Raw genomic sequence first — 24,969 nt, 5'->3', positions numbered from 1 at the left:
TATGGTATTACGATTAATTCTTGGTGATCAACTCAATCAGCAGCATTCCTGGTTTCAGGATATTGATGAAGAAGTATGTTATTTCATGGCCGAGATGCGTCAGGAAACAGATTATGTAAAGCATCATATCCAAAAGGTAACTGCTTTCTTTTTGTCGATGCGTAATTTTTCTGAAGGGTTAAAAAATCAAGGATTCGATGTCGTTTATTATACGCTTGATGATCCTAGAAATCAACAAGATTTGGTAAAGAACCTTTCGCAAATTATCAAAGAAAAAAACATTACCAGATTCGAGTATCAATTACCAGACGAATACCGTTTGGATCAACAATTGAAAGGTTTTTGTGATACTATTGATATAGATACCAATGCCTTTGATACTGAACATTTTTTGACCTCTCGTACTGATTTTGAAAACTTTTTTGATGGGAAAAAGCAGTATGTGATGGAATACTTTTATCGCTATATGCGCAAAAGGTACGATATCATGATGTTGGACTCCAAAAACCCGGAAGGAGGAAAATGGAACTTTGATCAAAGCAATCGAAAGAAATGGACAGGGTCTCCTGAAATTCCAAATGAGAAAACCTATAATCACGATGTTGCATCTATTGTCAGTTTGATTAGAGATCAAGGTGTACAGACGATAGGTAATATCGACTCCAAACGGTTTAATTGGCCAATAAGTAGAGAAGAATCATTGGATCTATTGAACTACTTCTGTAAACACTTATTACAGTTTTTTGGGGACTATCAAGATGCGATGCACGAAGAGCAAAAGTTTCTTTTTCACAGTCGACTTTCCTTTGCTATGAATAGCAAGATGTTGAGCCCAAAAGAAGTAATTGGTACGGTGGTAACCTATTGGAGAGAACATCAGGACGACATTAATATATCTCAGGTTGAAGGTTTTGTACGTCAAATTTTAGGATGGAGAGAATACATGCGCGGAATGTATTGGGCAAAAATGCCGGATTACAAAGGTTTAAATGCTTTAGATAATCACAATACGCTCCCAGATTTTTTCTGGACCGCCGATACAAAGATGAATTGCGTGCACCATGCGATCAAACAAAGCCTGGACGAGGCTTATGCCCATCACATCCAACGGCTAATGATTACAGGGAATTATGCATTGCTTACGCAAATCCATCCTGATGCAGTAGACGAATGGTATTTGGGGATTTACATCGACGCTATAGAGTGGGTAGAAATCACAAATACGAGAGGTATGAGTCAATTTGCAGATGGGGGATTGGTGGCCACAAAACCCTATGTGTCTAGCGGTAGTTACATCAATAAGATGAGTGATTATTGTAAAAATTGCCATTACAAAGTGTCTAAAAAAGTAGAAGAAGATGCATGTCCTTTTAATGCCTTGTATTGGAATTTTTTGAATGAAAAAAGAGCTTACTTTTCATCCAATCAACGAATGCGAATGATGTTGAATCTATTGGACAAAATGGACAAGGATCAACTAATGAGTTTAAAGAAAAGAGCAAACGATATAATACAGAATGCAGATGAGTACTAATGCAAAAGAGCAGGTGAATGTAGTTTGGTTTAAAAGAGATTTGCGCTTAGAGGATAATGAAGCAATCCATAACGCAATGTCTTCGGGTAAACCTACTTTACTATTGTATGTTTTTGAAAAATCATTAAAGGAAGATCACCATTACAGTGAGCGGCACTGGAACTTTATCAGACAATCCCTAATTGATTTGAATCACGAGTTAACGGCTTATAATACCAAAGTATTGGCCGTTTCTTCCGAGGTGATTCAGGTTTTTAGTACACTCCAACAATTTTGGAAAATTGATACTGTGTTTTCTCATCAGGAAACAGGAATACGTAAAACCTATGACCGAGACAAAGTGTTCAGGATATTCTGTAAAAACAATTTGATCACCTGGAACGAAAATGGTAATAATGGGATCATTAGAGGATTAAAAAACAGAAGCACTTGGAGAGAGGATTTTGAAAAATACTTGATGGAACCCCAATTTGAATGTAAGGCTACCAAGGATAATTTTATCTCATTAGATAAAATAAAAAACCTGGAAAAAGTATTTAATATTGAATCTTTGGAAGTAGATGAAACCTCCAAGTTTCAACGGGGAGGTATCGAAACTGCCATGAAATATTTGAAATCTTTCTTCTATAAAGGACGGTATAAAAATTATAGCTTTCATATTTCAAAACCCGAACTATCTAGAAAAGGATGTAGTCGTTTATCCCCATATCTAGCATGGGGAAACTTGTCGATACGGCAAGTATTTCAATATGCGATGGAATTTCGAAAAGTATCTGAAAACAAAAAGCAAATTGATGCTTTTACCTCTAGGTTGCATTGGCAGGTCCATTTCATACAAAAATTCGAGATGGAAGATGTTATGGAGTTCGAAAGTATAAACAAGGGATATCACAGACTTAAAAAGAAAGTTTCGGCAGAATATCAAAAGGCTTGGCGAGAAGGGAAAACGGGCTATCCTTTGATCGATGCTTGTATGCGCTGTCTGAAGGAAACCGGATATCTCAATTTTAGAATGCGGGCGATGGTGGTGTCTTTTTTTACACATAACCTATGGCAACCCTGGCAAGAAGCGAGCGCCTATTTATCCAGCTTATTTCTGGACTTCGAGCCGGGAATTCATTTTCCGCAACTACAGATGCAAGCAGGAGAAACGGGAATCAATATGCTACGAGTATACAATCCGGTAAAAAATAGTATCACACATGATCCAGAGGGCGAATTCATAAAAAAATGGGTGCCGGAACTGCGTAATGTTCCATTAGAATTTATCCATGAGCCTTATAAGATGACCACCTTGGATCAAAAGTTTAACAACTTTGTTTTGGGAGAAGACTATCCATCTCCAGTAGTGGATATTCATTCTACTCGGAAAACGGCAAGTAAAGCTTTATGGGATATGAAAGATGATCCTTTGGTACAGCGAGAAGCATTACGAATTTTGAAAAAACATACCCTTCCCGGAAGGAAAAAAATAGAATAAATGAAAGAGTTATCCATAAGAGATATTGACAGAATTATAGAAATGGCATGGGAAGATCGAACTCCTTTTGATGCCATTTTATTACAATTTGGGCTCAAAGAGCAGGAAGTAATACAATTAATGCGTCGACAGATGAAACCTTCCAGTTTTAGAATGTGGCGAAAACGTGTACAGGGTAGAAAAACCAAACACCTGAAGAAGCGCTCTTTTGAAGAAGGACGTTTTAAGTGCACAAGACAAAAACAAATAACACATAATAAGATTTCAAAGCGATAATTGGTGCATACGATCAATAATTATTATTTTGTAATCAAAGGAGTATTATATAGCCAAGATAGATGAAAAAGAAAAAACCAGACCATATCGTATATAATGAGGAAAGCGAAAGTTATGATGCAGCCCTCAAGCCCTATGCAACAGATTTGGGAGCGCCAGTGATTACTACAAATGATACTGTTGCCTGGAAAAACACCAATATTCATAAGGTAAATAAACAAATTAAAGCTCGATACGATGAGCTCAAAGCAGCATATGATGCCTTGCTAGAAGAATACGAGTATAACAATTTGGTATATAGTGCCAAATTTACTTTTGAACCCATTGTAGGAGAGATGTATCACTTGTATCGCAATAAGGATCAGAACACTTTTTTATCCATCATTTCTCCAGATGAATGTACTTTTGATCACCTGGGCAGTTTTCGATTAAATGCCGACAAAATCTGGGAGAAAATGTAATTTTTACATATTAAACTTCGGTCAACTAGTCATTACATGTTAACCTTTTGAGGAATTCCTCATAAAGGAGTGTAAAGACTAAAATTATGACCAGATTTTTCACACTCTTATTCATTTTGAATTGTTCTTTTGGAGCTTTTTGCAAACCAAAACCAGGTTTTACTTATTGGCTTCCCAAAAAAATAATCGAAATCAATGAGGAACATCCAGAGCAACAAACGACCACAACTTTTGGATATGATGAACATTATCGTTTACTATCCATTATCAGATCCAATTCGTATGATCATCATATAGCTACTTCGTTTATCAAGTATAATGATCGGGACCGTATTGCAGAAATTACTGAAACTTCTACGAATCCGGCAATTCCAAAATCAAACTTTCGATTTGTATACGATGAGGGAAACCTTATTGAGATACAGATGCATAAAGGTGAGAAGTTTTCCAAAATGCAGGCTCAGTATAATCTGCAGCATCATAGTTATTTGGTTACCAATGACACCAATAAATCGCATTTCTTTCTGGGAGAGAATAACGACTTGAAAACCATTCTTGTCGACGACATCAAAGCTTTAGAAATCAATACTAATTCCAATTTGGGATTGTGCAAAGATATAATGGTCCCAACAGCTTTAACATTGATACAAGATCAACTGCAAACCACCAATTCGATCGGCATGTTGTTTTATCAAACAAGGGAAGTTACCTCAATCTTGTATGATGGATACCAACTCGTTTCAGAACATCAATATGATGAATATGGGAATATTGTTGAAGTGAAACTGCAAAATCATCCAGAAGGGATATTCACTTACCAGATAGTATATGATCATCAAAACATAAAGCTATAGATCGATAGCACATCAGTACAAAACACATATTAAACATAAAAACAAGAAATCATGAGGGGATTAACAATAATACTCGTAGGAATAGCATTGTGTATATCACAAAATGCGGAAGCACAGTTTTGGAAAAAAATAGCAAAAAAGGCTGAAGAAAAGGCCAAAGAAGTAGTCATCCAAAAAACTGGTGAAAAAGTAGCTCAAAAAACAAGTAAAACCATTGATAAAACCTTAGAGAAAAACCCTAGAGGAACATCCAATGAAAATGGGAATCAAGGAACTATGGAGTCAGAAACAGAAACGGTTTCAGAAAAGGAATATGGAAACATTACCATGTATACCAAGTTCGACTTTGTAGCAGGGAATGATATTCTGTTTTATGATGATTTTTCTTTGGATAACTTAGGAGATTTTCCTTCAAAATGGGATACCGATGGTACTGGCGAGTTGGTAGAAGTGTTGGGCAGAAAATGGTTAAAAATGAGTGATAAATCCAACTATTTGCCACTTTTGGATCAAAAACTACCCAAAGAATATACGATTGAGTTTGATATGATGCTTACCAATTACCCTGCAAACAACGGTGGGGTAGGATCGCGTTTTTGGGTTTGTTTAGATGAGGACGAATCTTACAAGTTTAGAGGTAAGAATCGTGTTGAGGTTTCAGTTGGTTTTTGGACGGCTTTGAAGAACCAGGTATGGATTAATAATAGAGTTAATGGCAAACATCTCATAGGAAACAACATTGATCACGTGATTCATGAGGAGTTTTATCAGCCCGCCCATATTTCGATAGCGGTTAATAAGACGAGGTTTAGAATGTGGGTAAACAAAGTAAAAATTGTGGATGTACCGAGACTAGTTCCCAATGTGCAATTATCAAAGATAAAATTGCATATGAAAGGCTATGCAGATGATTTTTTGATCTCCGACTTTAAATTTGCAGTTGGAGGACAAGATATACGTGGGCAGCTCATCGAAGAAGGAAAATTTTCTACCAATGCCATCCAGTTTGATTCAGGATCTGCAGTGCTTAAACCAGAGTCTTTCGGAATTTTAAAAAGGATCGCAAATGCTTTACAGCAAGATAATTTTACTATTCATATTATTGGTCATACCGATGATGAGGGTGATGAGGAATCGAATCTCATACTTTCAGAACAAAGAGCTGAGGCAGTAAAAGATATACTGGTATCTCAGTTCAATATTGATGAAACCTTGTTGAGTATCGAAGGCAGAGGAGAGGCAGAACCTGTAGCCGATAATTCTTTGCTAGAAGGTAAAGCCAAAAACCGCAGGGTAGAATTTATAAAGTTGTAATCCGTAAATAATTGATTTAAAAAACGTTAAATTAGTAACAATTAACTATTTTTAAAAAGAAAACACACAAATGTCAAAATTTTTATTCATGAAAAAATCTTTTTTGTTACTAATTGTATTACAATCATTTTTATTTACAAACTGTTCTTCAAGCGATGCTGACGAGGAAATCTTTACAAGTAAAGAAGAACTGATTTTATCAAATATACAAATAGGAGAACCAGAAGAACTCGAAACGTATAGTGAAGCAGTTAGCAGTTTAGAAAGGGAAGAAGAAAGTGCAGCAGATGTAGAGTAAATGAAGGATTACATATAGGCATTGAGTTAATTCTAATATTTTTTGATCCATGTAAATCTAAAATTTATGAAATTAAATTTTTTCTTACTTGTAGTATTATCCACGATTTTAGTTTGTTGCGATTCAAGTATAGATGAAAGTTCGCAACAGGTACCTCCTAATGAATATCTAAGTGACAATCAAATAGTAGTAAGATACAAAATACCGAAAGACTCCATCAATCTTGATTCTATTTTTAGAGTACTTCATGTAACTGAAGTGTCAAGATGTTCTTGTGGAGATGAGACCTTAGAATTATGGACCATAGATCCCGGTTCGACTAATATAGAAGATGCCGTAAGTAGTTTGAGCGAAGAAGAGGGGGCTGAAGGGGTTGAAGGAGACAGGCAGTTTCATTTTGAAATACCTAATGCAGGGAACCCCAACGGACAAATATTAAATGACAACTTTACTCAAAATGATATAACTGTTGTAGATAATAGTGAATCAAAAGTAGATATTGCTATCATAGATACCGGTATAGATTATTATAGGAAATGGGAACCAGATTTGTTTTTTTTTAGAACCTCTAATTCAATTAGCTATTGCGATGGTGAAGTATCCGGATGGGATTTTGTTAATGGAGATAATGATGTGTTTGATGATCATAATCATGGTACGTATGTTACTAAAATTATTACCAATGAATTGAATAAGAGAGGAATAGGGTTTCGGATACTACCAATTAAAGCTTTTGATAGTTTAGGTAAAGGATCTTATTGGAACTTAGTTTGTTCAATGAATTATGTTAAAAAGATACCTCAGATTAGTATCGTTAATGCAAGTTTTGGTCATTATCTAGATGTAAAACAGGATATATTAAAAGGTTTAATACAAGAAATGTCTCAGAATACGTTAATAGTTTCATCTTCAGGAAATAGAGGATGGAATACAGATCAAGAAAGGTATTTTCATTATCCATCTGGATATCCCGAGGTTAATATTCTTAGTACAGGAGGATTTTCAGGTATTCCCGAAATAATAGAAGGTAATAAGATTACTAATGTTGAAAGAGCAAGTGGATCTAACTTTGGTCCAATTAATATAGACGTTGCGGCTCCATTCTATGATTATGCTCTAGAATTTAAAACAAGAGAGGATAGACCTTTACTAAATGTTAACGTGTCTGGAACTTCTTATTCTGCTGCTTTAGTTACAGCAAATGTTGCAGAAATCCTTCAGGAATCGAGAGAACGCGGTGAATTTCAGATCCCTGAGACTTTAAAAGAACTTTTGTTAAGTACTTCATATATCTCAGACGAACTTAAAAGTTTTTTTAAGGGTGGAAAAATTATTCCTAAAAACCCAATAGAATAAGCTTAATATTTAGAAGAATGAATACCTATTCTTTATCTTTTATCTTTTTCTTCTTTGTGATTTTTAGTTATTCTCAGGAGAAAGAAGAATTTGACAAGATAATTGGGCTAAAACTTAAACGTGAAGTTAAAGAACAAAAGATTGATTCTTTTTTTAATGTACACAAAAAGAGTTTGGCTTCAAATATACTAGCAGATTGTTTTCATGATCTAGGTAGTAAATGGTATTTCAAAAATTGGACAAAGGGAAGAAAAAAAGAAGACATAAAACAAGCAATTTACTATACAGAAAAATCGTTGCAAATAAAAAGAACACTTCCGGATATAGAAAATTGTTCTTTGAACAAAACACTCTACAATTTAGGTTATTTTAATTCAAGAATTCAAAACTTTTATGATGCGATTAACTATTATGAAGAGATAGTTGAAAAAGGAAAAAGATATTGCGATGCAGCCCTTCCCAAGAAAGATAAAATTTTGTTCTCTTACCAAGAACTAGGTAGTTCGTATATGGCCATTGGCGATTTTTATAAGTCAGTTGAAAACTTTGAGTATCTAATTAGTTTTTATACCAATAAAAGCGATTTAAAAATTTCCGATTATAAAAAGATTATTCATAGTAATATTCAATTGGCCAATATTTATGCACTAATGGGATATAGGGAAAATTCTGATTTGATATATGAAAAATTAAATATTGCAAACTCTTTTATTGATAAGAGCAACTTAAGAAATACTGATAGTTATAGTCGAAGAATAAAACAACTAGAAGGTAATCGTTTACTAAAGCTTGGTGAATACAAAAATGCAATTCCACAATACGAAATCATATTAAAGGATTCTTCAAATTTAAAACAGCAAAATCTGGCAAAAGTATTTAATAGTTTAGGGCTTTGTCAATTAAAACTATCTGATTATGATAGGGCGTATACCAACTTACAGAAAGCGATCGCAATAGATAGCAGTTATACAGATCCCTATGAAAATTTAGGGGATTTTTATGTTGCCAAAAAGGAGTTTGAAAAAGGAATATTATACTATCAGAAAGCGATTACTTACCAAATAGATATTACTCAAGAGATAGCATTATACAAGTTGCCGTCAAAAGAAGAACTGGAACTTGCATTAGATAAAATCACCTTGCTCAATCATATCGTAACCAAAGGAAATGGTTGGATATCGTATTATAAACATCAACAAGACTCCAAATACTTAGAGCAAGCACTACTTACTTTTAGATTAGCCGATCGGCTTGTAGATATTATTAGGTTGGAAAGTACAGAATATCAGTCCAAACTTTTTTGGAGAGAACAAGGAGCCAAATTATATATGAAAGCAGTCGAGGTTTGTTATTTGTTGCATCAACCAGAAGAGGCCTATTATTTTATGGAAAGAAATAAAGCCTTGTTATTGTTAGAAAATATAACGCACGAGCAAGCCAAGGAGATTTCTAAACTGCCGGAGCACATTGCCAAACGGGAATTTGAACTAAAAAGGGCAATTGCAATAGCCGAGAACAATCGTGAGAAAAAAGACGATCTTTCACGAAATGAAGTGTATGTACAAAAAGACAGATATAATCGTTTTATGGATTCGGTTACAGTCGCTTTTCCTGACTATGCCCGTTTAAAAAAGAATGTCATTGTATTGCCTTATACTGACTTTAAGAAAAAGTACATTTCCCAAACAAAATCGGTGTTGCAATATATTCTTAATGAAGATCAGGGATATGGATTATTAAACACAGGAGATGATGTTTTATTCTATAAAATTCAGCAACCTACTTTGGTAAATAAAAATGGTATTGAAATGTATCAACTATTGACCAATTTGGCTCGCTCTCGAGACGAATTAGACACATTTACGGTGCTATCAAATAAAGTATTTAATTCTATTCTCCCTAAAGACGGATACACGAGAATTAGAGGAACAGAATTAACCGTTATTCCTGATTATATCTTGCAACAGATTCCTTTTGAAACCTTGGTGGTAGATCCTCAAAAATCTGAATATTTGATCGAAAATGTTGAGGTGAACTATGCATACTCTATGTCCTATTTGAATGCTAAAGAGAAAATTACGATTGCCCCCAAAAAGAACTTTATGGGGATTGCTCCTATGCAATTTGACCCAATGGAATTGTCGCGATTAAACTTTAGTGATACAGAAATAAAGGAAATTAGTAAAATATATAACGGAGATGTATTACTAGAAGAGCAGGCAAAAAAGACAGATTGGCAAAATAGGGTTAATGATTATAGAATTATTCACTTATCTACACATGCAGATATTGGAACTACTGGCAACCATTGGATAGCATTTAGAGATCAAAAAATGTTTGCTAATGAGATCTACGCAATGAAAAATCAGGCTGAGATGGTAGTACTTAGCGCATGTAATACTTCTATAGGGGAACTTAAAAAAGGAGAAGGAGTAATGAGTTTGGCCAGAGGCTTTTTTCATTCTGGAGCAAAAAGTGTGGTTTCCTCGCTTTGGACGATTAATGATAAAACAAGCAAGGATTTGATGGTAGATTTTTATCAGGGACTGGATCAAGGGCTTACCAAATCTGCTGCGTTGCAAAAGGCAAAACTAAATATCATAAATCAGTATAGAAATACAATACCTCCCTCATATTGGGGATCTTTAATCATCATTGGAGATAATGCTCCTGTACAAAACACAAATATGTTTCTGAAATATGGAGTTTGGTTAATTTTAGGAATATTTCTGTTGGGTCTTGTTATGTTTTATGCCAAAAGAACTAAGACTTAAGTACTTCCAACAATTTCTCGGCCTCTTCCGCTTTATACCCTTTTTTAGAATGAATCAATTCTAATGCTTTGATGGCGTTTTCTGCATCTTCATTTTTGAGATACGCAAGGGCTAAGTACCATTGTGCTTCTTCAGAGAATTGCTGCTGGTTTGAAATGATTTCTTGAAATTGAGTGATGGCTTCCAAGGCTTGATCATTGTTTAGATACGATTGCCCCAAATAAAAATCGATATAATCAGCACTTTGCTCTTTTTGAAGTGTCTTAAACAATTCAATCGCCTTTGCATCATTATTCATTTCATAGGCTTCAAAAGCCTGGAATTCAGTTGATTTATTTTGGTCACTTCCGCGGGTGATAGGAAAGACAGTGTTCGGATATTTCTGATAACTTTCAGCATACAAGCGTAATGGATCATCATTTTTAAAAGGATTAAAAACATAGATTCCTAAAGAGAACAAAAGTGCAATTGAAGCTGCAATTAATAAGGGTCTCCAGATAATCACTTTACCTTTAGGAGAGATATTCGATTCATTTTCAAATCCTTGAATTTTTTCCTGTAATTCTTTTCGTTTCTTACTCTTGATAGCACGTTGTACACTGCGTTCAAAATCGAATTGCTCCTTGAACTCAGCATCCTTTTCTAAAAGAGTTGTAAATTCAGAGTGCTCTTCTTGGGAAAGCTCCTCTAAAAAATATTTATGTAGCAATTCCTCCTTCTTCATAATCGTTTTGGGGTGTTGTTGAATAGTTGCTTAAGTGTTTTTAAACACCTTGATTTCTGGCTCTTAACTACATTTTCTGAGTTGTATTTGCCAGCTTTCATGATCTCCCGGATGCTGTATTTCTTGTAGTAAAATAAGATCAATATGTTCTTGCACTTTTCGCCTAATTGATCCAAGTATTTCTCCAACAAAACCTCTTCGGGGGTCAGTTCTTCGGTCTCTAAGTCAAATGATTCTAGATACTCATCTTTTTGTTTGGTTAGCTCCAAAACCAATTCACTGTTTACGTGTTGTTTGTTCTTTCTTAATCGATCCAGAATTTTGTACTTACCAATACTGATGAGGTAGGTTGATAAGGTACTAGACAACTTGACCAGTTTCCCTTCTACTACATTTTCAAATAAGGTGATATACGAATCCTGATAAATGTCGAGCAAATCTTGCTGTTCTAACCCATATTTTTTGGCAAAACTTAAAAACTTATTCCGGTTGTCCTGATACACCTGTTTAAAGGCTCTATCATTCCCCTTTTTAAGCTCTTCGAGTAGAATATCGTCTTTGCTTCTATTCATTATTGTTTTTTAAAGATAAAGGTTAACACAAAAAAAGTATAAAGAATGTTAACCTTTTTGATTTTCTGTATTAAGAAAACAAATAACGCTTTGTAGCAGTCAAGGTAATAACATTTTTAAACCCCACCAATCGGATTTAACATTATTTGAATAACAAAAAATAAAAACCAATGAAAACAGTAGTAGTATTAATAGGGAGCTTATTCCTTTTTGGAATCACCGACATGTCTGCTCAGGTAAATCTGGATGAGGGCAGGATGATCATTAATGGAGTACAACTTTTACAGGATAGTAATGACAGTAGTAAGTATTATTATTTACCTGATTATCCTAGGTTAGCATTAAAAGATGATGGAGATTTTGAGTTAATGTGTATGAAATACATTGGCCAGGGAGGAAAAGCAAGCGGAGGACTTTTTCATGCTTTGATACAGTTTGATTTACCTGAAGAAGTAGTAGCTGGTTTGGAAAAAGAACTGAAAAATCGCACAGGAAATGGTGAAATAGCTGGAGTTGTACCGATGAAACAAGCCATAAAAGACGGAGAAGATGGTTTGGCAAGTTTTAAAATTGTTTCTTCAATTCTCAACAATACAGATGGAGAAGAGGCTTTTACTGCCAATATTATTACTTCTGGTCATGCTCCTTTATACAAAAATTCTAAAGCTGCTATAGCTGCTAAGCTCAATCAAGAGGGAGCAACACTTTTGTGGGAATCACTACAAGGACAAACATCTGATGTATCTGTGGTTGTAAATGGCTATTATGAAGCTAAAGTGAAAGGGTATAATGCAGTGGTTTCTGCAGAGATGTCGAACATCTATGAGCATTATAGTAAGATTTTAAGCCAACAGAAGGAGTTTACCAAACGACAAATCCGAAAGATTAATGATGATATGTTACAGGATCAGGTATTGAAAATCGATGTATTTGATCGATCTGCAGGACTTGGGATCAAAACGGATGATATTGATGGAATTTTAAATATCGTTACCGATAAGTTGATCGAACTCATGTTTGATGCCGAAATGGGATGGGCCAAACAACCCGAAAAAGAAACGGTAGTAGAACAAGGTCAAATCAAAGGAAGACGTGAAAGAGGATTTTTTAGTAAGGTATTTGGTGGAGCTCGTAACGAGAAATATGTAACCGATGATCAGTTTGTATTAAAAAAACGAAAAGATGTAAGAACCAATAAATTTTACTTAAACCTGAGCAAATCTACAACCATCAAGGTCCCTGTATATTCTTCAGGAAATATTAGTGGTTTGTATCAAACGTTTAGTGAGGATCCTAAGAGTGTGGATAAATACTTCAGAGTAGTCAATCTAGAGGATAAAGACTTCCTGAAAAGGCAGGTGATATTTCAATTGGATGGAGAATATATAGATTCCTTCAAAGAGATTTTAAACTCCGTATCGGTGAGTTTCAAAAAAACATATGGAGAAGGGCAGGAAGATGTTACCAGAGATATCGTGATAAGCAGGAACGATCTCGAAAAAGGAGCAGATTACCAAAATGTATTTTATCCCAGATTAGGTATCGAAGACGCCAGTTGGCTGGATTTTGACTATAAGATCAGTTGGAATCTAAAAGGAGATGATAAAACCATTTACATTCCCAAAGGAAAAGGAAAGTGGATGACAGGCAATGATGCTTCTATTGCACTTACTCCACCTTTCAAAAAAAGAGTAGTTCAGATCGATGCAGATCGTACTTTCTTTAAAGAGAAAAATATCCAGGCGTGTTCAGTGCGCTTTTTCACGATACTTAACGGGAATCCAACACCGCAAAAAGCAATTGTACTTCGCAAAAACGATACAGAAAATACCACAAAGATCAATCTGTATCACGATAAAGATGAACCGATCATCTATCAAGTAAGTTGGTATAGTACAAATGGTCCTACAGAGCTAGAAGCTAAACCCCTGGAGAGTGACTACGTGTTTTTATTACCACCTCAAGAGCTTTAATACAACTTAAAAAACTTCACAAAATGAGAACTTTAAAAACCATAATGTTCTACATCCTATTGGTTGTAGGTGCGCTTAGCGCAGAAGCTCAGCAAGTATTGATTGATCAGGGAGTTTCTGCTAATGGATTGATGTGTTTTCCGATTCACAACAAAGAAAATACATATCTCTACCTCCCTCAAAGGGCGAGACTGTCCTTACAAAATGATTCGATTCCTGAGTTTTCCTTCCTAAGGTATGTCTTGGAGAAACCTACAGAAAATTCTTCAAAATCTATCACTGAAGCTGATGGTGGAGGGATCCTAAATTTTTTGGTGCTGTATGATACACCAGAAGATGCTATACGCAAAGCAGAACGTGTGTTGAAACAGAAAATGGAGAATGATTCTATCAAGCTTCAAGGGCCTGTGATTTTTGAAAGAGGAAAATATACACTGGTTTCTTCTATTGTAAATTCAAAATCAGGTAAAAACGAAAAAAAGATAATCGGTAGTGGTTCCGCTCCAATTTTGGAAAATAGTAAGATTCCACTATCCTTTCAGTTAGATCCGGTAAAGTCAAAACTACTCTTAGAAAGTTTTAAGATGTCTACACCAGACATCTCATTATTGTTTGAGTTGTCATTTTCTGGACTTACCGATAATTATGAAGCAGAGTTAGAAGTAGATTGGTCCGAGGTTAAAAAAAGCCATGCTTTTGATGCAGGTGGATCGATCTATTTTGTTGGTGTAGATGTAAGTCTGGGGTTTGACAAACTAAGAAAAGACCAAGCCATAAAGCTAACATCTACTGGTAGCGACGAATCCATGGAAAGCCTGGTAGAAACGGTATACTCTAAGCTTTTGGAATTGATGTTCGAACCGGTAGAGGCTTCAGAAGTACCTGAAGATCAAAGAGGAGGATTACAAGACGCCTTGGGATCGTTAATTGGGCAAAACGGAACGATGGGAAGCTCGAATACCACAGGTTTTGGAATCAATGTTGGGTATCAATACAAAGAACACCGTACTACCGGAAAAAGCAATATGACCTTTAATGGTCGCAGTGCAGTAAGCCGTAATCACTACATCACTTTTAATGCCGGAGATCTCTACAAAAAATTTGGTAAGAACAAAAGAGTATTTAAAGATGTTCCGCTTTGGGACCCCGTATTTCAGCAGCGAGATGTGCATGTGGGAGTAGATGGAAATCTGGAGAAAGAGTTCGACAGAATGCTGAATAGTGTAACGGTAAAACTCAGAAAAAACCATCAAAACGGGGATCAGACTTCAAAAGAGGTATTGCTAACTAAGAACACCTATGCAGATGCCAACGGAAAAATCTCTATGAAGTATCTCAACCACGATGATATAGAACGGGAAAAATGGTTGGATTATGAGTATCAAACCATATGGAAATTTATAGGAGGAGGTTCATATTCAGAAAACTGGAAGAAAGAATCTGCAGCAATGATCAATTTATACACCCCTTTTAAAAGACGGAAAATAGAACTCTCTGGAGACTATTCGGTATTGGTAAGGGAGCAGGTAAGAGCTGTATCCGTAAAAATAGTCTACGATTTTTTTGAAGATCAACGTACCGATATGAAAACCATTTATCCTGATAGAAAAACAAATGGCGATTTTTTTGAAATCACCCTGCCCAAAGATACAGAAGAGGTACAATATAGTGTCACCTGGTTCTTGAAAGATGGATCGATAAAGAAATATGAAGGAGTTGACAAATATGGACTCATTTTTATTGATGAGTTACCAAAACTATAAACATGATTTTGCGTAGTATACATATAGCATTAGTGATAAAGCTTCTGTTCTTTTCGGACCAAATAATAGCACAACGATTGGATGCAAGTGATTGCGAATCTATTATGATCGCTGCCAATGTTGAGGTTACCGTATGTAAAAGTATTGGGAATAGCGAATATTATTACTTGCCTACAAACCTTCGGTTTGCAGAAACCCAACGGCATGATATCTCGTTTACATTCTTGAAGTTTCAGGATAAAGAAACTTCAGGGAGTATCCTTCATTTTCTAATTACATGGGGGTTAACAGGTTCGCAATTTCAGAAAGCACAGGAACAATTAATAGATAGCAAAGGAATACATGCAAAATTGATGGGGGCTGTTATCCCTGAAGTGAAAAATGATGATGGATTTGTGATCGAAGGTACCTCCAAACTTGTCGATATACTCAATAGATCCATGGTACATATTGGTAAAGCTACTCCCATGGCAAATACCAAAATAGCAGCCTCTTTTCAACTTAATCAAGAAGATACTCAGTTTTTGAGCAACGCTATAAAGAATAATCAAAAAGACTTAAAAAACACATATCTCACACTAGTATTTTACCTCAATTATCCCCCGGAACCTTATCGTACATACAAACTGACGAAAAATTTTTATGAACTCTTAAATCATTCATTATGAAAACAAAAATGAAACATTACATCATGACAGTAGTATGCTGTTTTGTGGTGGGGATAATGGCTGTCAAAGCTCAAATTGTGGACAACGAAAATAGATTGTCTGTTACGTTGGGAGATGGTACTGCAGTAACGCTTTTAGGAAAAGCAATTAGTTTATCTGATGCAAAAAGTAAGGACTATTATTACTTGCCTTTTTCATTGCGATTGGCTACAAATACAGAAAATACACCAGAGTTTCTGTTTCTGAAGTACATTACCGAAGAAAAGGAAGCAGAAGGTGGAATTGGCGGAGCATTGTTACATATGTTAATGCATTGGGGACCAACTCCAGAGCAGCAGGCCGAGTTAGAAATGATTCTCAAAAACGGAGAGCAAGGCGCCAAAAAGGGAAGTAAATTAAAAGGAGCTTTAGAGCTAAAACCTGACGGAGAAAAATCCTTGAAAATCATTTCCGCTACCCTAGGGGATGAGAAATTGGCAAGGTCAGTGGTTCAATCGTTTAATGCTCCGGTTCTTCCTGGAGGGAGAGCAGCAGTAGCTTCTTCGCTTACACCTAATGGAGCACAACTATTAGCAGCTACTTTCGAAAAAGATATGGCTATAACAGATCTTACAGTAGAATTAAGCTATAAATATACTACCAGAGTACCAGCAGCCAAAGGACGTGTAGAAGTACGTTGGAGAGAAATGATGAAGCATTTTGAAAAGGATTCGGCTCAATATAGGCAGTACAGAAGTAAAAAAAAGAGAGGTGGACTGTTTGGAGGTCTTGTTGATGGACTTTTTGGGAAAAGATCTTCTACGGATAGTATTACTTATGATGAGGTACGAAATGTGGTTGATGAAATGTATAAAAGAGAGTACATCAAAATCGATTGGGATGATAATGTAAAAGATGATCGAATTGAAAAAGTAAGGGAGGCATTTTTTGATTTTTTCTTACAAAAAATGACCAACTCTGTAGAGTCTCAACAACTTGCACCTCCTACCGAAAAGGAGAAAGAGGCAATGCCTGATATAAAATATAGTAGAAAGTATACTTATAATAGGGAGTTTCTTAAAACTGCCGTTAAGAAGGGACGTGAGACCTATTATCTGAATCTTAGATTAGCTATAGAGAAACCGTTTACGGTTACGGCAAACCTTGCCAGTTGGTATAACGGGGTGAAAAACAACAAAAAATGTGTCTCTTCTGTACTGCTTAATGACCGGTTCTTTCAACACCGAGATATCAACTTTTTATTGGATAATGAATCCAAATTATTATTCGAAGAAGGAGAGGCCAATTATGCAACTATTACTGTAAAAAAAGAACGCAGTTCGGGTAACGACTTCAATGATAATGTGATCATCGATTATGATTATATGAAGAATAAAGGGCTTAAAACCGTGATTTCTTATGCCAGAGGAGATGATGAGAATACCGATAATTATAAATATTCGGCACAATGGAGCCTGAAAGGTGGTAACAAATTCCCAGCAGAACCAGAGTGGGTAGAAGGAGATTGGATGCATAATGATATTACTTTGGCTCCTCCTATAGTACCAAGAACAATAGAATTCGAATCAGATTTAGAAGAGCTCAAAGCACTCGGAGTAGTTCGTGCTACCCTTCAGCTTCGGTATATGAAATTTGGTAACGAAACCGAGAGCAATATCCCCATTACAGTATCCAAAGGAGAACCCTTGGTAGAGCGTACCATTTTTACAGATAGAGATACTCAGGGATATGCCTACAGATATATACTTACCCATAAAGAACGAGGCAAAATGGTGCTGGATTGGGAAACAAAAATTAATGATGATTATGTCTATGCCACAATTCCTCAGGAATTAAAGGATGAAGATCCGGATTATCTGGAAAAAATAATCAGTGCAGGAGAAGTGCTGCTAAAACCTGGTAAAGATGGTAAAGTAAGCAAAACAGCTAAGATTCTGGATAGATTCAAAGATGTTTTGAAGGTGGTAAAGACGGATAGTAAATAAAAAATAAGAACGATGAAGATAATTATGAAATATATAGTATGCATTGTTTTGCTGGTATTGATCATGCCAAATAAACTTTTCTCCCAGAGAGATTTTACAATGCAAATAACAGTAGATAAACCTGTAGAAGCAGGGAGTTTGGTTTTGTTTCCAGGAGTAAAAGACACCGATTCTTATTGGTTTATGTCTAAAAAAGTACGTGTGGCTTTGAATGACGATGGCACTCCAAAATTTTCATTAATCAAATGGGCTTACAATCAAGATGATGGAAAAGATGAAGGTCTAGGAGGAGCAGTCTTTCACTGCGTGTTTGGATATGGTCCTACACCTGAGGAAATTAAAGATGCTGAAAAAGCGCTTAAAAGAATTAATGGTAAAGGGAAAATTGTAGGGCCAGTTATTTTCAAAAGTGGAACGGTAACAGTATCGATTCCTAAACTTGCTGATCCTGAAAAAAAGCAGGTGGTTGCGGTTGCTCCTGCACCAACAATTCAAGGAGCTAACATAGCAGTAAATCTTCAGTTGGATAAACGTTCTGCAACATTTTTATGGGAAACATTCGATACTCCTAATCCTCAGGTGACGTTCAACTTTAATATGGAACTGGCTGGATACAATTCTCCGCTTGAAGCAAAAATCACAATTAATAGAGAACAAATTCATAATCATCAAAGAATGCAAGCCGGAGTTGCCACACCTTGGTTATCTGCAGAAATAGGAAGTTTTATGGATGAAATGATAGATAATGGAGCTATTGAAATTGAAAAAATAGGTGAAAATTTTGAAATGCAGGATGCGATTGATAGAGCTATCGAACACGCAACAAATGAGTTTTTTACTCCATTAGGAAGTTCAGATGGACCAAATTTAAATCAATTAGCAGGACTCAATGGGCAAGAACCTTCTTTTATGGACCGTGCTTCTGGGTTACTTAATAATTCAAGACAGGAGGTAAGAACTGAGAACAACAATATTCGTGCAGAAAATAGAAGAGAAAGAGATCGAGCAGACAGACAAAACGAACGAATAAGGGCAGAAAATCGGAGAGAGCGAGAGCGTGTAGACCGAGTTAACGAAAGTAATCGAGCACGAATAGAAAGAGAAAATGCAGCAAATTCTGAAGAAGACAATGAAGATACAGAAGATGTAGCTTCTAGCGAAGATGAAAGTGCAGACGAGAGCTCTGGAAGAAGAATAACACCCACACAGGCTGGCGTTACTCCGGATAATGTATCGAGAGAAGTATATACTCCTATTGAAGCAGAACAACGAGAAGAGGTTACCGCCAATACAAGAGAAGAAGAAGAGGTGCCTTCATTGGCTATCGTAGCATCATTCGTACAACGAACCGTGAAAGTAATGGGTAAAAAAGTGATTTCTTTTAAGGAAACGTTGCCAACCGTTGTACCGATGCCCATAGGAGATAATCTGGGGTATAGTCGTAAAGATTGTCCATCTTGTTTTATGGAAATAAATCTCGATGATCCTGTATACAAACAAAGGCAATTATTGGCAACCATAGATGGATTTAATGCAGATAACTTCTCTCAATTCATTAACTACGCTTCTTTACAGTTAAAGAAAGAACATGAATCTGGAGAATTTACATATGATGAGGTAAGAGTTACAAGGAAAAACTTTAATGAAGAAGGAAATCTATTCACCCTACTATATGGCTGGAAGGGAGATCATGACAGATCCAAATGGTTAGATTTTGAATATAAAGTAGGCTGGAGCTTTTTTGGAGGTCACGAGTTTGAAACCGAATGGATGCCAAGTAACAAAAATACGATTAACCTTAGTGCTCCATTACAAAGAAAGATACTCACCATAGAGGCAGAAAGAGATTTGCTCGAGGAAGCAAATGTACGTTCTGTAGATGTAAGGGTTAGTTATAATCTAGGAGGAGGGAATGATTTGTCTAAACAATTTAACATCAATACCTCAAAAGAAACGCTTACAGGTCAAGTGGAGATCATGCTTCCCAAGAACAAACAAGAATATGAATATGAAATCACTTGGAGATTATGGGGAGGTGACGAAGTAAAGTCAGGAAAGAAAACGACTTCTTCTGAAGTATTACATGTAGACGAATTACCTAATTAATGAAGAGCTAATTATGAAAACATATAGAATAATATTACTAGTATTTGTGACACTTTTTGGGGTAAACGCTTATACTCAAAGTGATGTCGAAACGATTAGGAGGTTGTTGAGGTTTACTTATTTTTCAGACCCTACTGTAGATCGAAGATCTCCTATTAACCAGAATGAAGTACCAAGCGAAATCGAAAACGGGAGATTTTGGGAGGATTCAGGAATCGAAGACTTACAAAATTTTGTAAGAGCAGTATATAAGGATCCAAGTAATGGTGGTGACGCAGATTTACAACACTCTATTGCGTCTGTTCTAAAACTTACTAATAGAAGAATAATAATCTATTTATGGAATGATGATAGATCCCTTACACGTGACCAGTACGCACACGAAAAAAAACCTTGTGTTAAGGATTATGATCGCAGCGATAATGGGGTTAATAATAGAGTATGGCCCTGCGCTTCACATTATTCGAGAGAAGAAGACTCTAATTGGGGAGGATATGTTCATATGGGGCAATATTATGCAACCTATCAGGGTACTCAATTACATCCAGACAGAACCCCTAAGGACGGTTTACAAGAACTGAAAGCCACTTTTATACATGAGTTTATGCATACACAGGATGCGGTTGATGCACTTAATGAAAGATTCGAAGTAAACGATCATCAATATAGATATGGATCGGATGGCACTCATTTTTTTACCGAAGCCGTTCCAAATAGAAGAATGGCATATGTTGAAGCTGTTGCAAATACAATGAGTTTGATGTTTCATAGCAAAAGTCTTCAAAGGTACTTAAACTGGTATGCAAACAACGGAAATATTATGGTCGAAACACAAATGCCATCTCAGTTTTCACAAGCATTTAGAGAGCGTATGGGATATTCTGATGATGTCTGGTTATACAATCAAATCAGAGATGCCCATGGTGCAGGGGAACAACATCCAAATCTTTCAAATTATGAAACGTATCCGATACGTAGTTTGCGTCCAGAATTTATCGTTCATAACGAAATGATACTTGCGATGTCTTTGGGAATTACATCATTGCATGTACGGGATATCGACCCATTTATGTATGCCGTAAAAAAAGTGAATAGAAATATCGTTTCAAATCAGGAACGGGATCCTTTTGCAATGATTGTCAATAAGTTTGCCCTAGGACTAACAACTCGGGGTGATTCTCTTACCGAAATAAAGGATCAACTGGAATCTAATGGGGTTCAGGATCAACCCTATTATGTAGTATTACCCTTGGCTTATTTTGATTTCTTTACGGGGTTTAATCTAAATTCAAAAGCAGAGTTCAAGGAGATATTTAATGATCAAATTACTCCTGCTTTACTTGACATGTATTGGAATCATTTTAAAGATCGGGTAAGAACCGTTTCTATTGAACCAGTGCCTAACTCTTCTGGAGGCTCTAGAAGTAGTTATTCTAGAATATGGGATAATTTGACAGATGTTGCTATACAATGTGGTGTAAATCAAAGCATGGACTTAGGAAACACCAATTTTAATTTTGAACCTAACTCATCATCAAGATCATCGGCGTCTGGAGATACAGCCAGTGCACCGAATACAGAAGAAAGTTCTGTTACCAATGCATCGGATCCTGATTCATCAGAAGAGAATTGTCAGGATTGGCCCTCGTTTGGAGAAGAATCGTCAATCTCAGTAAACGGAGTGACTGTACCCGTATTTAATGCAAATGATACTCAAAAGCGTAATATAGAACAGACACTATCCAGAGTACCTAGTGAACATCTCAATTCAATTCCAAGAATAATAATAGTTTCAGAAGATGGACCAAATCACTTTTTAAGTCATCCCAGAAGGGGTGGCGCTTCCTGGAGATGTTCTCCGGCCAACAGAGCGGATGAGTGGATTAAGTTATCTGCCTATTCCTTATCTGAAAGGAGAAACCAAAGAGTTAATTTCACATTACTTCATGAATTAGGGCATTTCATTGATAGAGATTATAATATTCTTTCTGGGCATCGAGAAGAAGCTAGACGTTATTTGAGAGAAACTAATTATAGCGGCCATACGCAAGGTGCTGGAGAAGCAATTGCACAAGGATATATGTATTATTTCGCATCCACTACAGCTCAAGATAGAAGGCCAAGAGTACGTGATCGATTGCCTGTTTATTTAAAGGACATTCTTGAGAATAGCAGCGCATGGAGCAACAGTAGTAGTTGGTAAAAGCGCTTAATCATAAAACAAAACATCATGAAAACAATAACAAAACATATAAAAATAAGTCTGGTCTTTACACTATTTCTATGTATAGGACTAGTTTTTCCGCAACGAACAGTTAGGGCAGTTGCAGCTAAGCCATTGACGATTCAAAAAGCTTTTAAACATGTTGCCAGCACTGCAAATACTTCTGGACACATTACCACTCTCGGTAATATACCAACCACCAATGTCGAGAACAAATTACTATTTGTTACTCACGATTATGGGAGTCGTGGGCCATATGTTACACAGTCATTAGGAGTATGGCTTAACGGTAAAAAATGGACCATCTTTAGTCAAAATAAAAGCGCTATCAAACCAGGATCAAAGTTTAATGTTCTGGTGACAAATAAATCTTCAAACGCTTTTGTTCATAAAACTACTGCAGCAAATAAAGCGGGTGCTGCGACCAAAATAAATCATAGGGCGTTAAACAATAACCCCAATGCTACTTTTTTGATTACACAAAACTATGGGAGAGGAGGCCCCTATAACCCTCATCATGTAGGAGTTCGATATTCTGGAGGATTCTGGTATATTTTTAATTTGGATGGGCAATCAATGCCAAGCGGAGCACAGTTTAATGTACTGATCAATTCAGGAATTTTTAAACATCAAGTAACATCTAATAATCGCCGTAATCATACCACTGGGATTAACAGCCCTAGAACAAATGGTAAAAAACAGGCATTGGTATTTGTAACCTTTAATTCACAAGGAAGTATCAAAAATTTCAATAATGCAATTGGGGTATATCTTGTTAGCGACAAATGGTACATTTACAATGAAAACAAAAAATATTTACAAGGTAATGAAGCCTACAACGTATTATCCTATAGTGCTTCTCAAAATACCAAACCAAGAATTACAGTAGTCGCCAAAAAACCAACAACGAGTGTTACAGGAAGAGTCGTTGTAAAACCCAGAACAGATACTAGACAAAGTACCAATACGGTAAGAGTAACACCTAGAACATCTACTTCTAATGGTAGTGTACGAGTGGCTTCGGGAACAACAAATACTGGACGTCGTGTAAGGGTAGCACAAAACAAACCGGCAACCCAAACAAATGTACTTCGCAATATAGGGATCGTAAGAACAATACCTTTTATAAAGCCTGCAAACCCTGGGAGTACTGATCGTTTGGGGCCTGAAACCAAATCAGTGCCTTTGGATTTTTCGAGGAGTATAGATGGGGAGCAATATCAGCTATTTACAGATACTTTTAATTTTTTTGAAGACATATACAAAGATCAGAACCCAAGATCTAATGTACTGTATTATTTTCCGGCAAACTATTCTATCAATTGGGATAAGCAGAGTAATAAGTACGATTTTAATGTCTACTATATGTCTGCAGAAGACAGAAAAAAGGGGAACGTACTCCTTAATGTTGAGCTGACTTCAAATATTACAACTGATGATATCGATTTGGCCGAAAATTATCTGTCTTCACGATTAGGGAAGCGTATTACATTAAAATCAATCGACTTACGTGAGAATCCATCTGTAGATTTTGGCGCAACCCTTACTAATTTCAATGTGAAGCCAGAGAGTGTGAGTACCAGTGTCCCTTCAGATTATCAAAAACCGATCATTCTGGATTGGAAGATGGAAAGCAATGTAGATAATTTCGTAGGTGCGATGTTGAACAATCGAAGCGGAAATGTAATGTTGAATTTTAAACCTTATGGTGATAGTTTGAAAGTAGTACAAGTGCCTATTAATCTGAAAGTAAATTCACCCATTACCTATGGTAAAATCAAATTTAATTCATTACAGGAATTAAAGGAAGGTTGGACCAATTACTTGGATTATCCTATTATTCCGAAGAAGTTTATTGTGCTTAAGAAAAGAGGGCGTAGTCAATATTTTGAAACCATAGAAATCCCAAGGCAAGAAGTTGCTTCGGGGTCAAAGTATATAGAAAACGATCCCACAATTCTAAACAAGATTTCTGAACAAAACTCCATTATTAAAATATGGTTGGATTATGTGCTTAATGATGAATGTAGAACGTGTAATCAGCAGGTCAAAAGAAAGATTATAGGAGGAACATCTGGCAGCGAGATTGCAAATATCGAAGTACAAATACTGAATGCTATTGCATACTCTGGAGCAAATTCTTTGAAACTAAATCTCAAATCTTTACAAGGAGACCCTAACGGAATTAATGAAATCGAGTTTCCATCGTTGAGTGTTAATGAAGATGGTCAATCTTTTAATGAGATACAGTTATTTGTGCCGCAAGGAAAGGAAATGTCATATGAGTATCAGGTGATTTTAATAATGGATAATGGAGATGTAATGACCAGTAGATGGGAAAAAGGAAACACCAATTTATTGGTGTTAGGAGAAAGCCAAATCAAAAGACTTTTTCCGGATAAGAAAAAGGATGACTTGTTGGATAGAGCAAAAGATGGTGTCCTAAAAAAAGTAAAGGATTCAATTTTGGGTGGTGATGTAAGCGATGAAGAGATTCTCGATAAAGGGATTAAGATCATCGGAGGCTTGTTTAAAAAGAAAAAGCCAGAAGAAGAAAATGAAGAGCCTGAAGAAGAAGAAAACGTAGAGCAAGAACAATTTTAATAA

The 24,969-nt window shown here is 36.0% G+C and carries 18 protein-coding genes; 16 read left to right on the top strand and 2 right to left on the bottom strand.

Translation table 11 applies throughout. The features are described from left to right. Position 1: 1 nt before the first annotated feature. From BUE24_RS18135 to BUE24_RS18095, 9 genes are all read left to right on the top strand, one after another. Positions 2–1,534 carry a cryptochrome/photolyase family protein gene (locus tag BUE24_RS18135; protein WP_073319096.1) on the top strand — a complete coding sequence of 511 codons (1,533 nt, stop codon included), beginning with the start codon at positions 2–4 and terminating at the stop codon, positions 1,532–1,534. Next, positions 1,524–3,014, top strand: coding sequence for a cryptochrome/deoxyribodipyrimidine photo-lyase family protein (locus tag BUE24_RS18130; protein ID WP_073319093.1), 1,491 nt, complete (start codon positions 1,524–1,526; stop codon positions 3,012–3,014). The genes BUE24_RS18135 and BUE24_RS18130 overlap by 11 nt, the downstream gene beginning before the upstream one ends. After that, positions 3,015–3,290: a TIGR03643 family protein gene (locus BUE24_RS18125; RefSeq protein ID WP_073319090.1), complete on the top strand. Its 276-nt coding sequence runs from the start codon at positions 3,015–3,017 to the stop codon at positions 3,288–3,290. Positions 3,291–3,352: 62 nt separating this feature from the next. Next, on the top strand, positions 3,353–3,751 hold the full coding sequence (locus tag BUE24_RS18120) for a DUF2452 domain-containing protein (protein ID WP_073319087.1): 399 nt from the start codon (positions 3,353–3,355) through the stop codon (positions 3,749–3,751). An 86-nt stretch (positions 3,752–3,837) separates the two neighbouring features. After that, a complete protein-coding gene (locus BUE24_RS18115; protein WP_073319083.1) occupies positions 3,838–4,605 on the top strand; it encodes a hypothetical protein in 768 nt (255 codons plus the stop codon). 51 nt (positions 4,606–4,656) lie between these two features. Beyond that, positions 4,657–5,919 (top strand): OmpA family protein, encoded by a 1,263-nt coding sequence (locus BUE24_RS18110; protein WP_073319080.1) that lies wholly within the window; start codon positions 4,657–4,659, stop codon positions 5,917–5,919. A gap of 88 nt (positions 5,920–6,007) precedes the next feature. Then, positions 6,008–6,217 carry a hypothetical protein gene (locus BUE24_RS18105; protein WP_073319077.1) on the top strand — a complete coding sequence of 70 codons (210 nt, stop codon included), beginning with the start codon at positions 6,008–6,010 and terminating at the stop codon, positions 6,215–6,217. A 66-nt stretch (positions 6,218–6,283) separates the two neighbouring features. Next, entirely contained in the window at positions 6,284–7,573 is a 1,290-nt protein-coding gene (locus tag BUE24_RS18100; RefSeq protein WP_073319074.1) for a S8 family peptidase, read from the top strand. A gap of 17 nt (positions 7,574–7,590) precedes the next feature. Then, positions 7,591–10,347, top strand: a complete 2,757-nt coding sequence (locus BUE24_RS18095) for a CHAT domain-containing protein (RefSeq protein ID WP_073319071.1) — start codon at positions 7,591–7,593, stop codon at positions 10,345–10,347. Here BUE24_RS18095 and BUE24_RS18090 read toward each other — a convergent pair. After that, positions 10,337–11,071: a hypothetical protein gene (locus BUE24_RS18090; RefSeq protein WP_073319068.1), complete on the bottom strand. Its 735-nt coding sequence runs from the start codon at positions 11,069–11,071 to the stop codon at positions 10,337–10,339. The genes BUE24_RS18095 and BUE24_RS18090 overlap by 11 nt on opposite strands. After that, positions 11,068–11,643, bottom strand: a complete 576-nt coding sequence (locus BUE24_RS18085) for an RNA polymerase sigma factor (RefSeq protein WP_073319066.1) — start codon at positions 11,641–11,643, stop codon at positions 11,068–11,070. The genes BUE24_RS18090 and BUE24_RS18085 overlap by 4 nt, the downstream gene beginning before the upstream one ends. A 170-nt stretch (positions 11,644–11,813) precedes the next feature. Here BUE24_RS18085 and BUE24_RS18080 point away from each other — a divergent pair, with 170 nt between their 5' ends. Genes BUE24_RS18080 through BUE24_RS18050 form a run of 7 tightly spaced genes read left to right on the top strand, consistent with a single transcriptional unit; the run spans position 11,814 to position 24,966 of the window. Continuing rightward, the gene (locus BUE24_RS18080; protein WP_073319063.1) at positions 11,814–13,616 is read left to right on the top strand and encodes a hypothetical protein; all 1,803 of its coding nucleotides are present in this window, start codon (positions 11,814–11,816) and stop codon (positions 13,614–13,616) included. A gap of 23 nt (positions 13,617–13,639) precedes the next feature. Continuing rightward, positions 13,640–15,379 carry a hypothetical protein gene (locus BUE24_RS18075; protein WP_073319060.1) on the top strand — a complete coding sequence of 580 codons (1,740 nt, stop codon included), beginning with the start codon at positions 13,640–13,642 and terminating at the stop codon, positions 15,377–15,379. 2 nt (positions 15,380–15,381) lie between these two features. After that, entirely contained in the window at positions 15,382–16,047 is a 666-nt protein-coding gene (locus BUE24_RS18070) for a hypothetical protein (RefSeq protein WP_073319057.1), read from the top strand. After that, positions 16,044–18,032, top strand: coding sequence for a hypothetical protein (locus BUE24_RS18065; RefSeq protein WP_073319054.1), 1,989 nt, complete (start codon positions 16,044–16,046; stop codon positions 18,030–18,032). Before BUE24_RS18070 ends, BUE24_RS18065 begins: the two co-directional genes overlap by 4 nt. A gap of 24 nt (positions 18,033–18,056) precedes the next feature. Continuing rightward, complete coding sequence (locus tag BUE24_RS18060; protein WP_211483326.1) at positions 18,057–20,138, top strand: hypothetical protein; 2,082 nt, start codon at positions 18,057–18,059, stop codon at positions 20,136–20,138. 13 nt (positions 20,139–20,151) lie between these two features. Then, a complete protein-coding gene (locus tag BUE24_RS18055) occupies positions 20,152–22,341 on the top strand; it encodes a hypothetical protein (protein WP_139242044.1) in 2,190 nt (729 codons plus the stop codon). Between the two features lie 27 nt (positions 22,342–22,368). Next, positions 22,369–24,966: a DUF7452 domain-containing protein gene (locus BUE24_RS18050; RefSeq protein WP_073319045.1), complete on the top strand. Its 2,598-nt coding sequence runs from the start codon at positions 22,369–22,371 to the stop codon at positions 24,964–24,966. Positions 24,967–24,969 lie beyond the last annotated feature (3 nt).

Source organism: Aquimarina spongiae, assembly GCF_900141785.1.
Lineage (GTDB): Bacteria > Bacteroidota > Bacteroidia > Flavobacteriales > Flavobacteriaceae > Aquimarina > Aquimarina spongiae.
Note: the sequence above shows the minus strand (reverse complement) of the source record. Positions and strands in the feature narration are given on the sequence as shown.

What these genes read in the sequence shown, in the direction of transcription:
- BUE24_RS18105 (WP_073319077.1), top strand. Translation starts at nt 6,008, where the DNA reads ATGAAAAAATCTTTTTTGTTACTAATTGTATTACAATCATTTTTATTT.
- BUE24_RS18080 (WP_073319063.1), top strand. Translation starts at nt 11,814, where the DNA reads ATGAAAACAGTAGTAGTATTAATAGGGAGCTTATTCCTTTTTGGAATC.
- BUE24_RS18095 (WP_073319071.1), top strand. Translation starts at nt 7,591, where the DNA reads ATGAATACCTATTCTTTATCTTTTATCTTTTTCTTCTTTGTGATTTTT.
- BUE24_RS18135 (WP_073319096.1), top strand. Translation starts at nt 2, where the DNA reads ATGGTATTACGATTAATTCTTGGTGATCAACTCAATCAGCAGCATTCC.
- BUE24_RS18110 (WP_073319080.1), top strand. Translation starts at nt 4,657, where the DNA reads ATGAGGGGATTAACAATAATACTCGTAGGAATAGCATTGTGTATATCA.
- BUE24_RS18070 (WP_073319057.1), top strand. Translation starts at nt 15,382, where the DNA reads ATGATTTTGCGTAGTATACATATAGCATTAGTGATAAAGCTTCTGTTC.
- BUE24_RS18055 (WP_139242044.1), top strand. Translation starts at nt 20,152, where the DNA reads ATGAAAACATATAGAATAATATTACTAGTATTTGTGACACTTTTTGGG.
- BUE24_RS18115 (WP_073319083.1), top strand. Translation starts at nt 3,838, where the DNA reads ATGACCAGATTTTTCACACTCTTATTCATTTTGAATTGTTCTTTTGGA.
- BUE24_RS18120 (WP_073319087.1), top strand. Translation starts at nt 3,353, where the DNA reads ATGAAAAAGAAAAAACCAGACCATATCGTATATAATGAGGAAAGCGAA.
- BUE24_RS18065 (WP_073319054.1), top strand. Translation starts at nt 16,044, where the DNA reads ATGAAAACAAAAATGAAACATTACATCATGACAGTAGTATGCTGTTTT.
- BUE24_RS18130 (WP_073319093.1), top strand. Translation starts at nt 1,524, where the DNA reads ATGAGTACTAATGCAAAAGAGCAGGTGAATGTAGTTTGGTTTAAAAGA.
- BUE24_RS18075 (WP_073319060.1), top strand. Translation starts at nt 13,640, where the DNA reads ATGAGAACTTTAAAAACCATAATGTTCTACATCCTATTGGTTGTAGGT.
- BUE24_RS18050 (WP_073319045.1), top strand. Translation starts at nt 22,369, where the DNA reads ATGAAAACAATAACAAAACATATAAAAATAAGTCTGGTCTTTACACTA.
- BUE24_RS18100 (WP_073319074.1), top strand. Translation starts at nt 6,284, where the DNA reads ATGAAATTAAATTTTTTCTTACTTGTAGTATTATCCACGATTTTAGTT.
- BUE24_RS18125 (WP_073319090.1), top strand. Translation starts at nt 3,015, where the DNA reads ATGAAAGAGTTATCCATAAGAGATATTGACAGAATTATAGAAATGGCA.
- BUE24_RS18090 (WP_073319068.1), bottom strand. Translation starts at nt 11,071, where the DNA reads ATGAAGAAGGAGGAATTGCTACATAAATATTTTTTAGAGGAGCTTTCC.
- BUE24_RS18085 (WP_073319066.1), bottom strand. Translation starts at nt 11,643, where the DNA reads ATGAATAGAAGCAAAGACGATATTCTACTCGAAGAGCTTAAAAAGGGG.
- BUE24_RS18060 (WP_211483326.1), top strand. Translation starts at nt 18,057, where the DNA reads ATGAAATATATAGTATGCATTGTTTTGCTGGTATTGATCATGCCAAAT.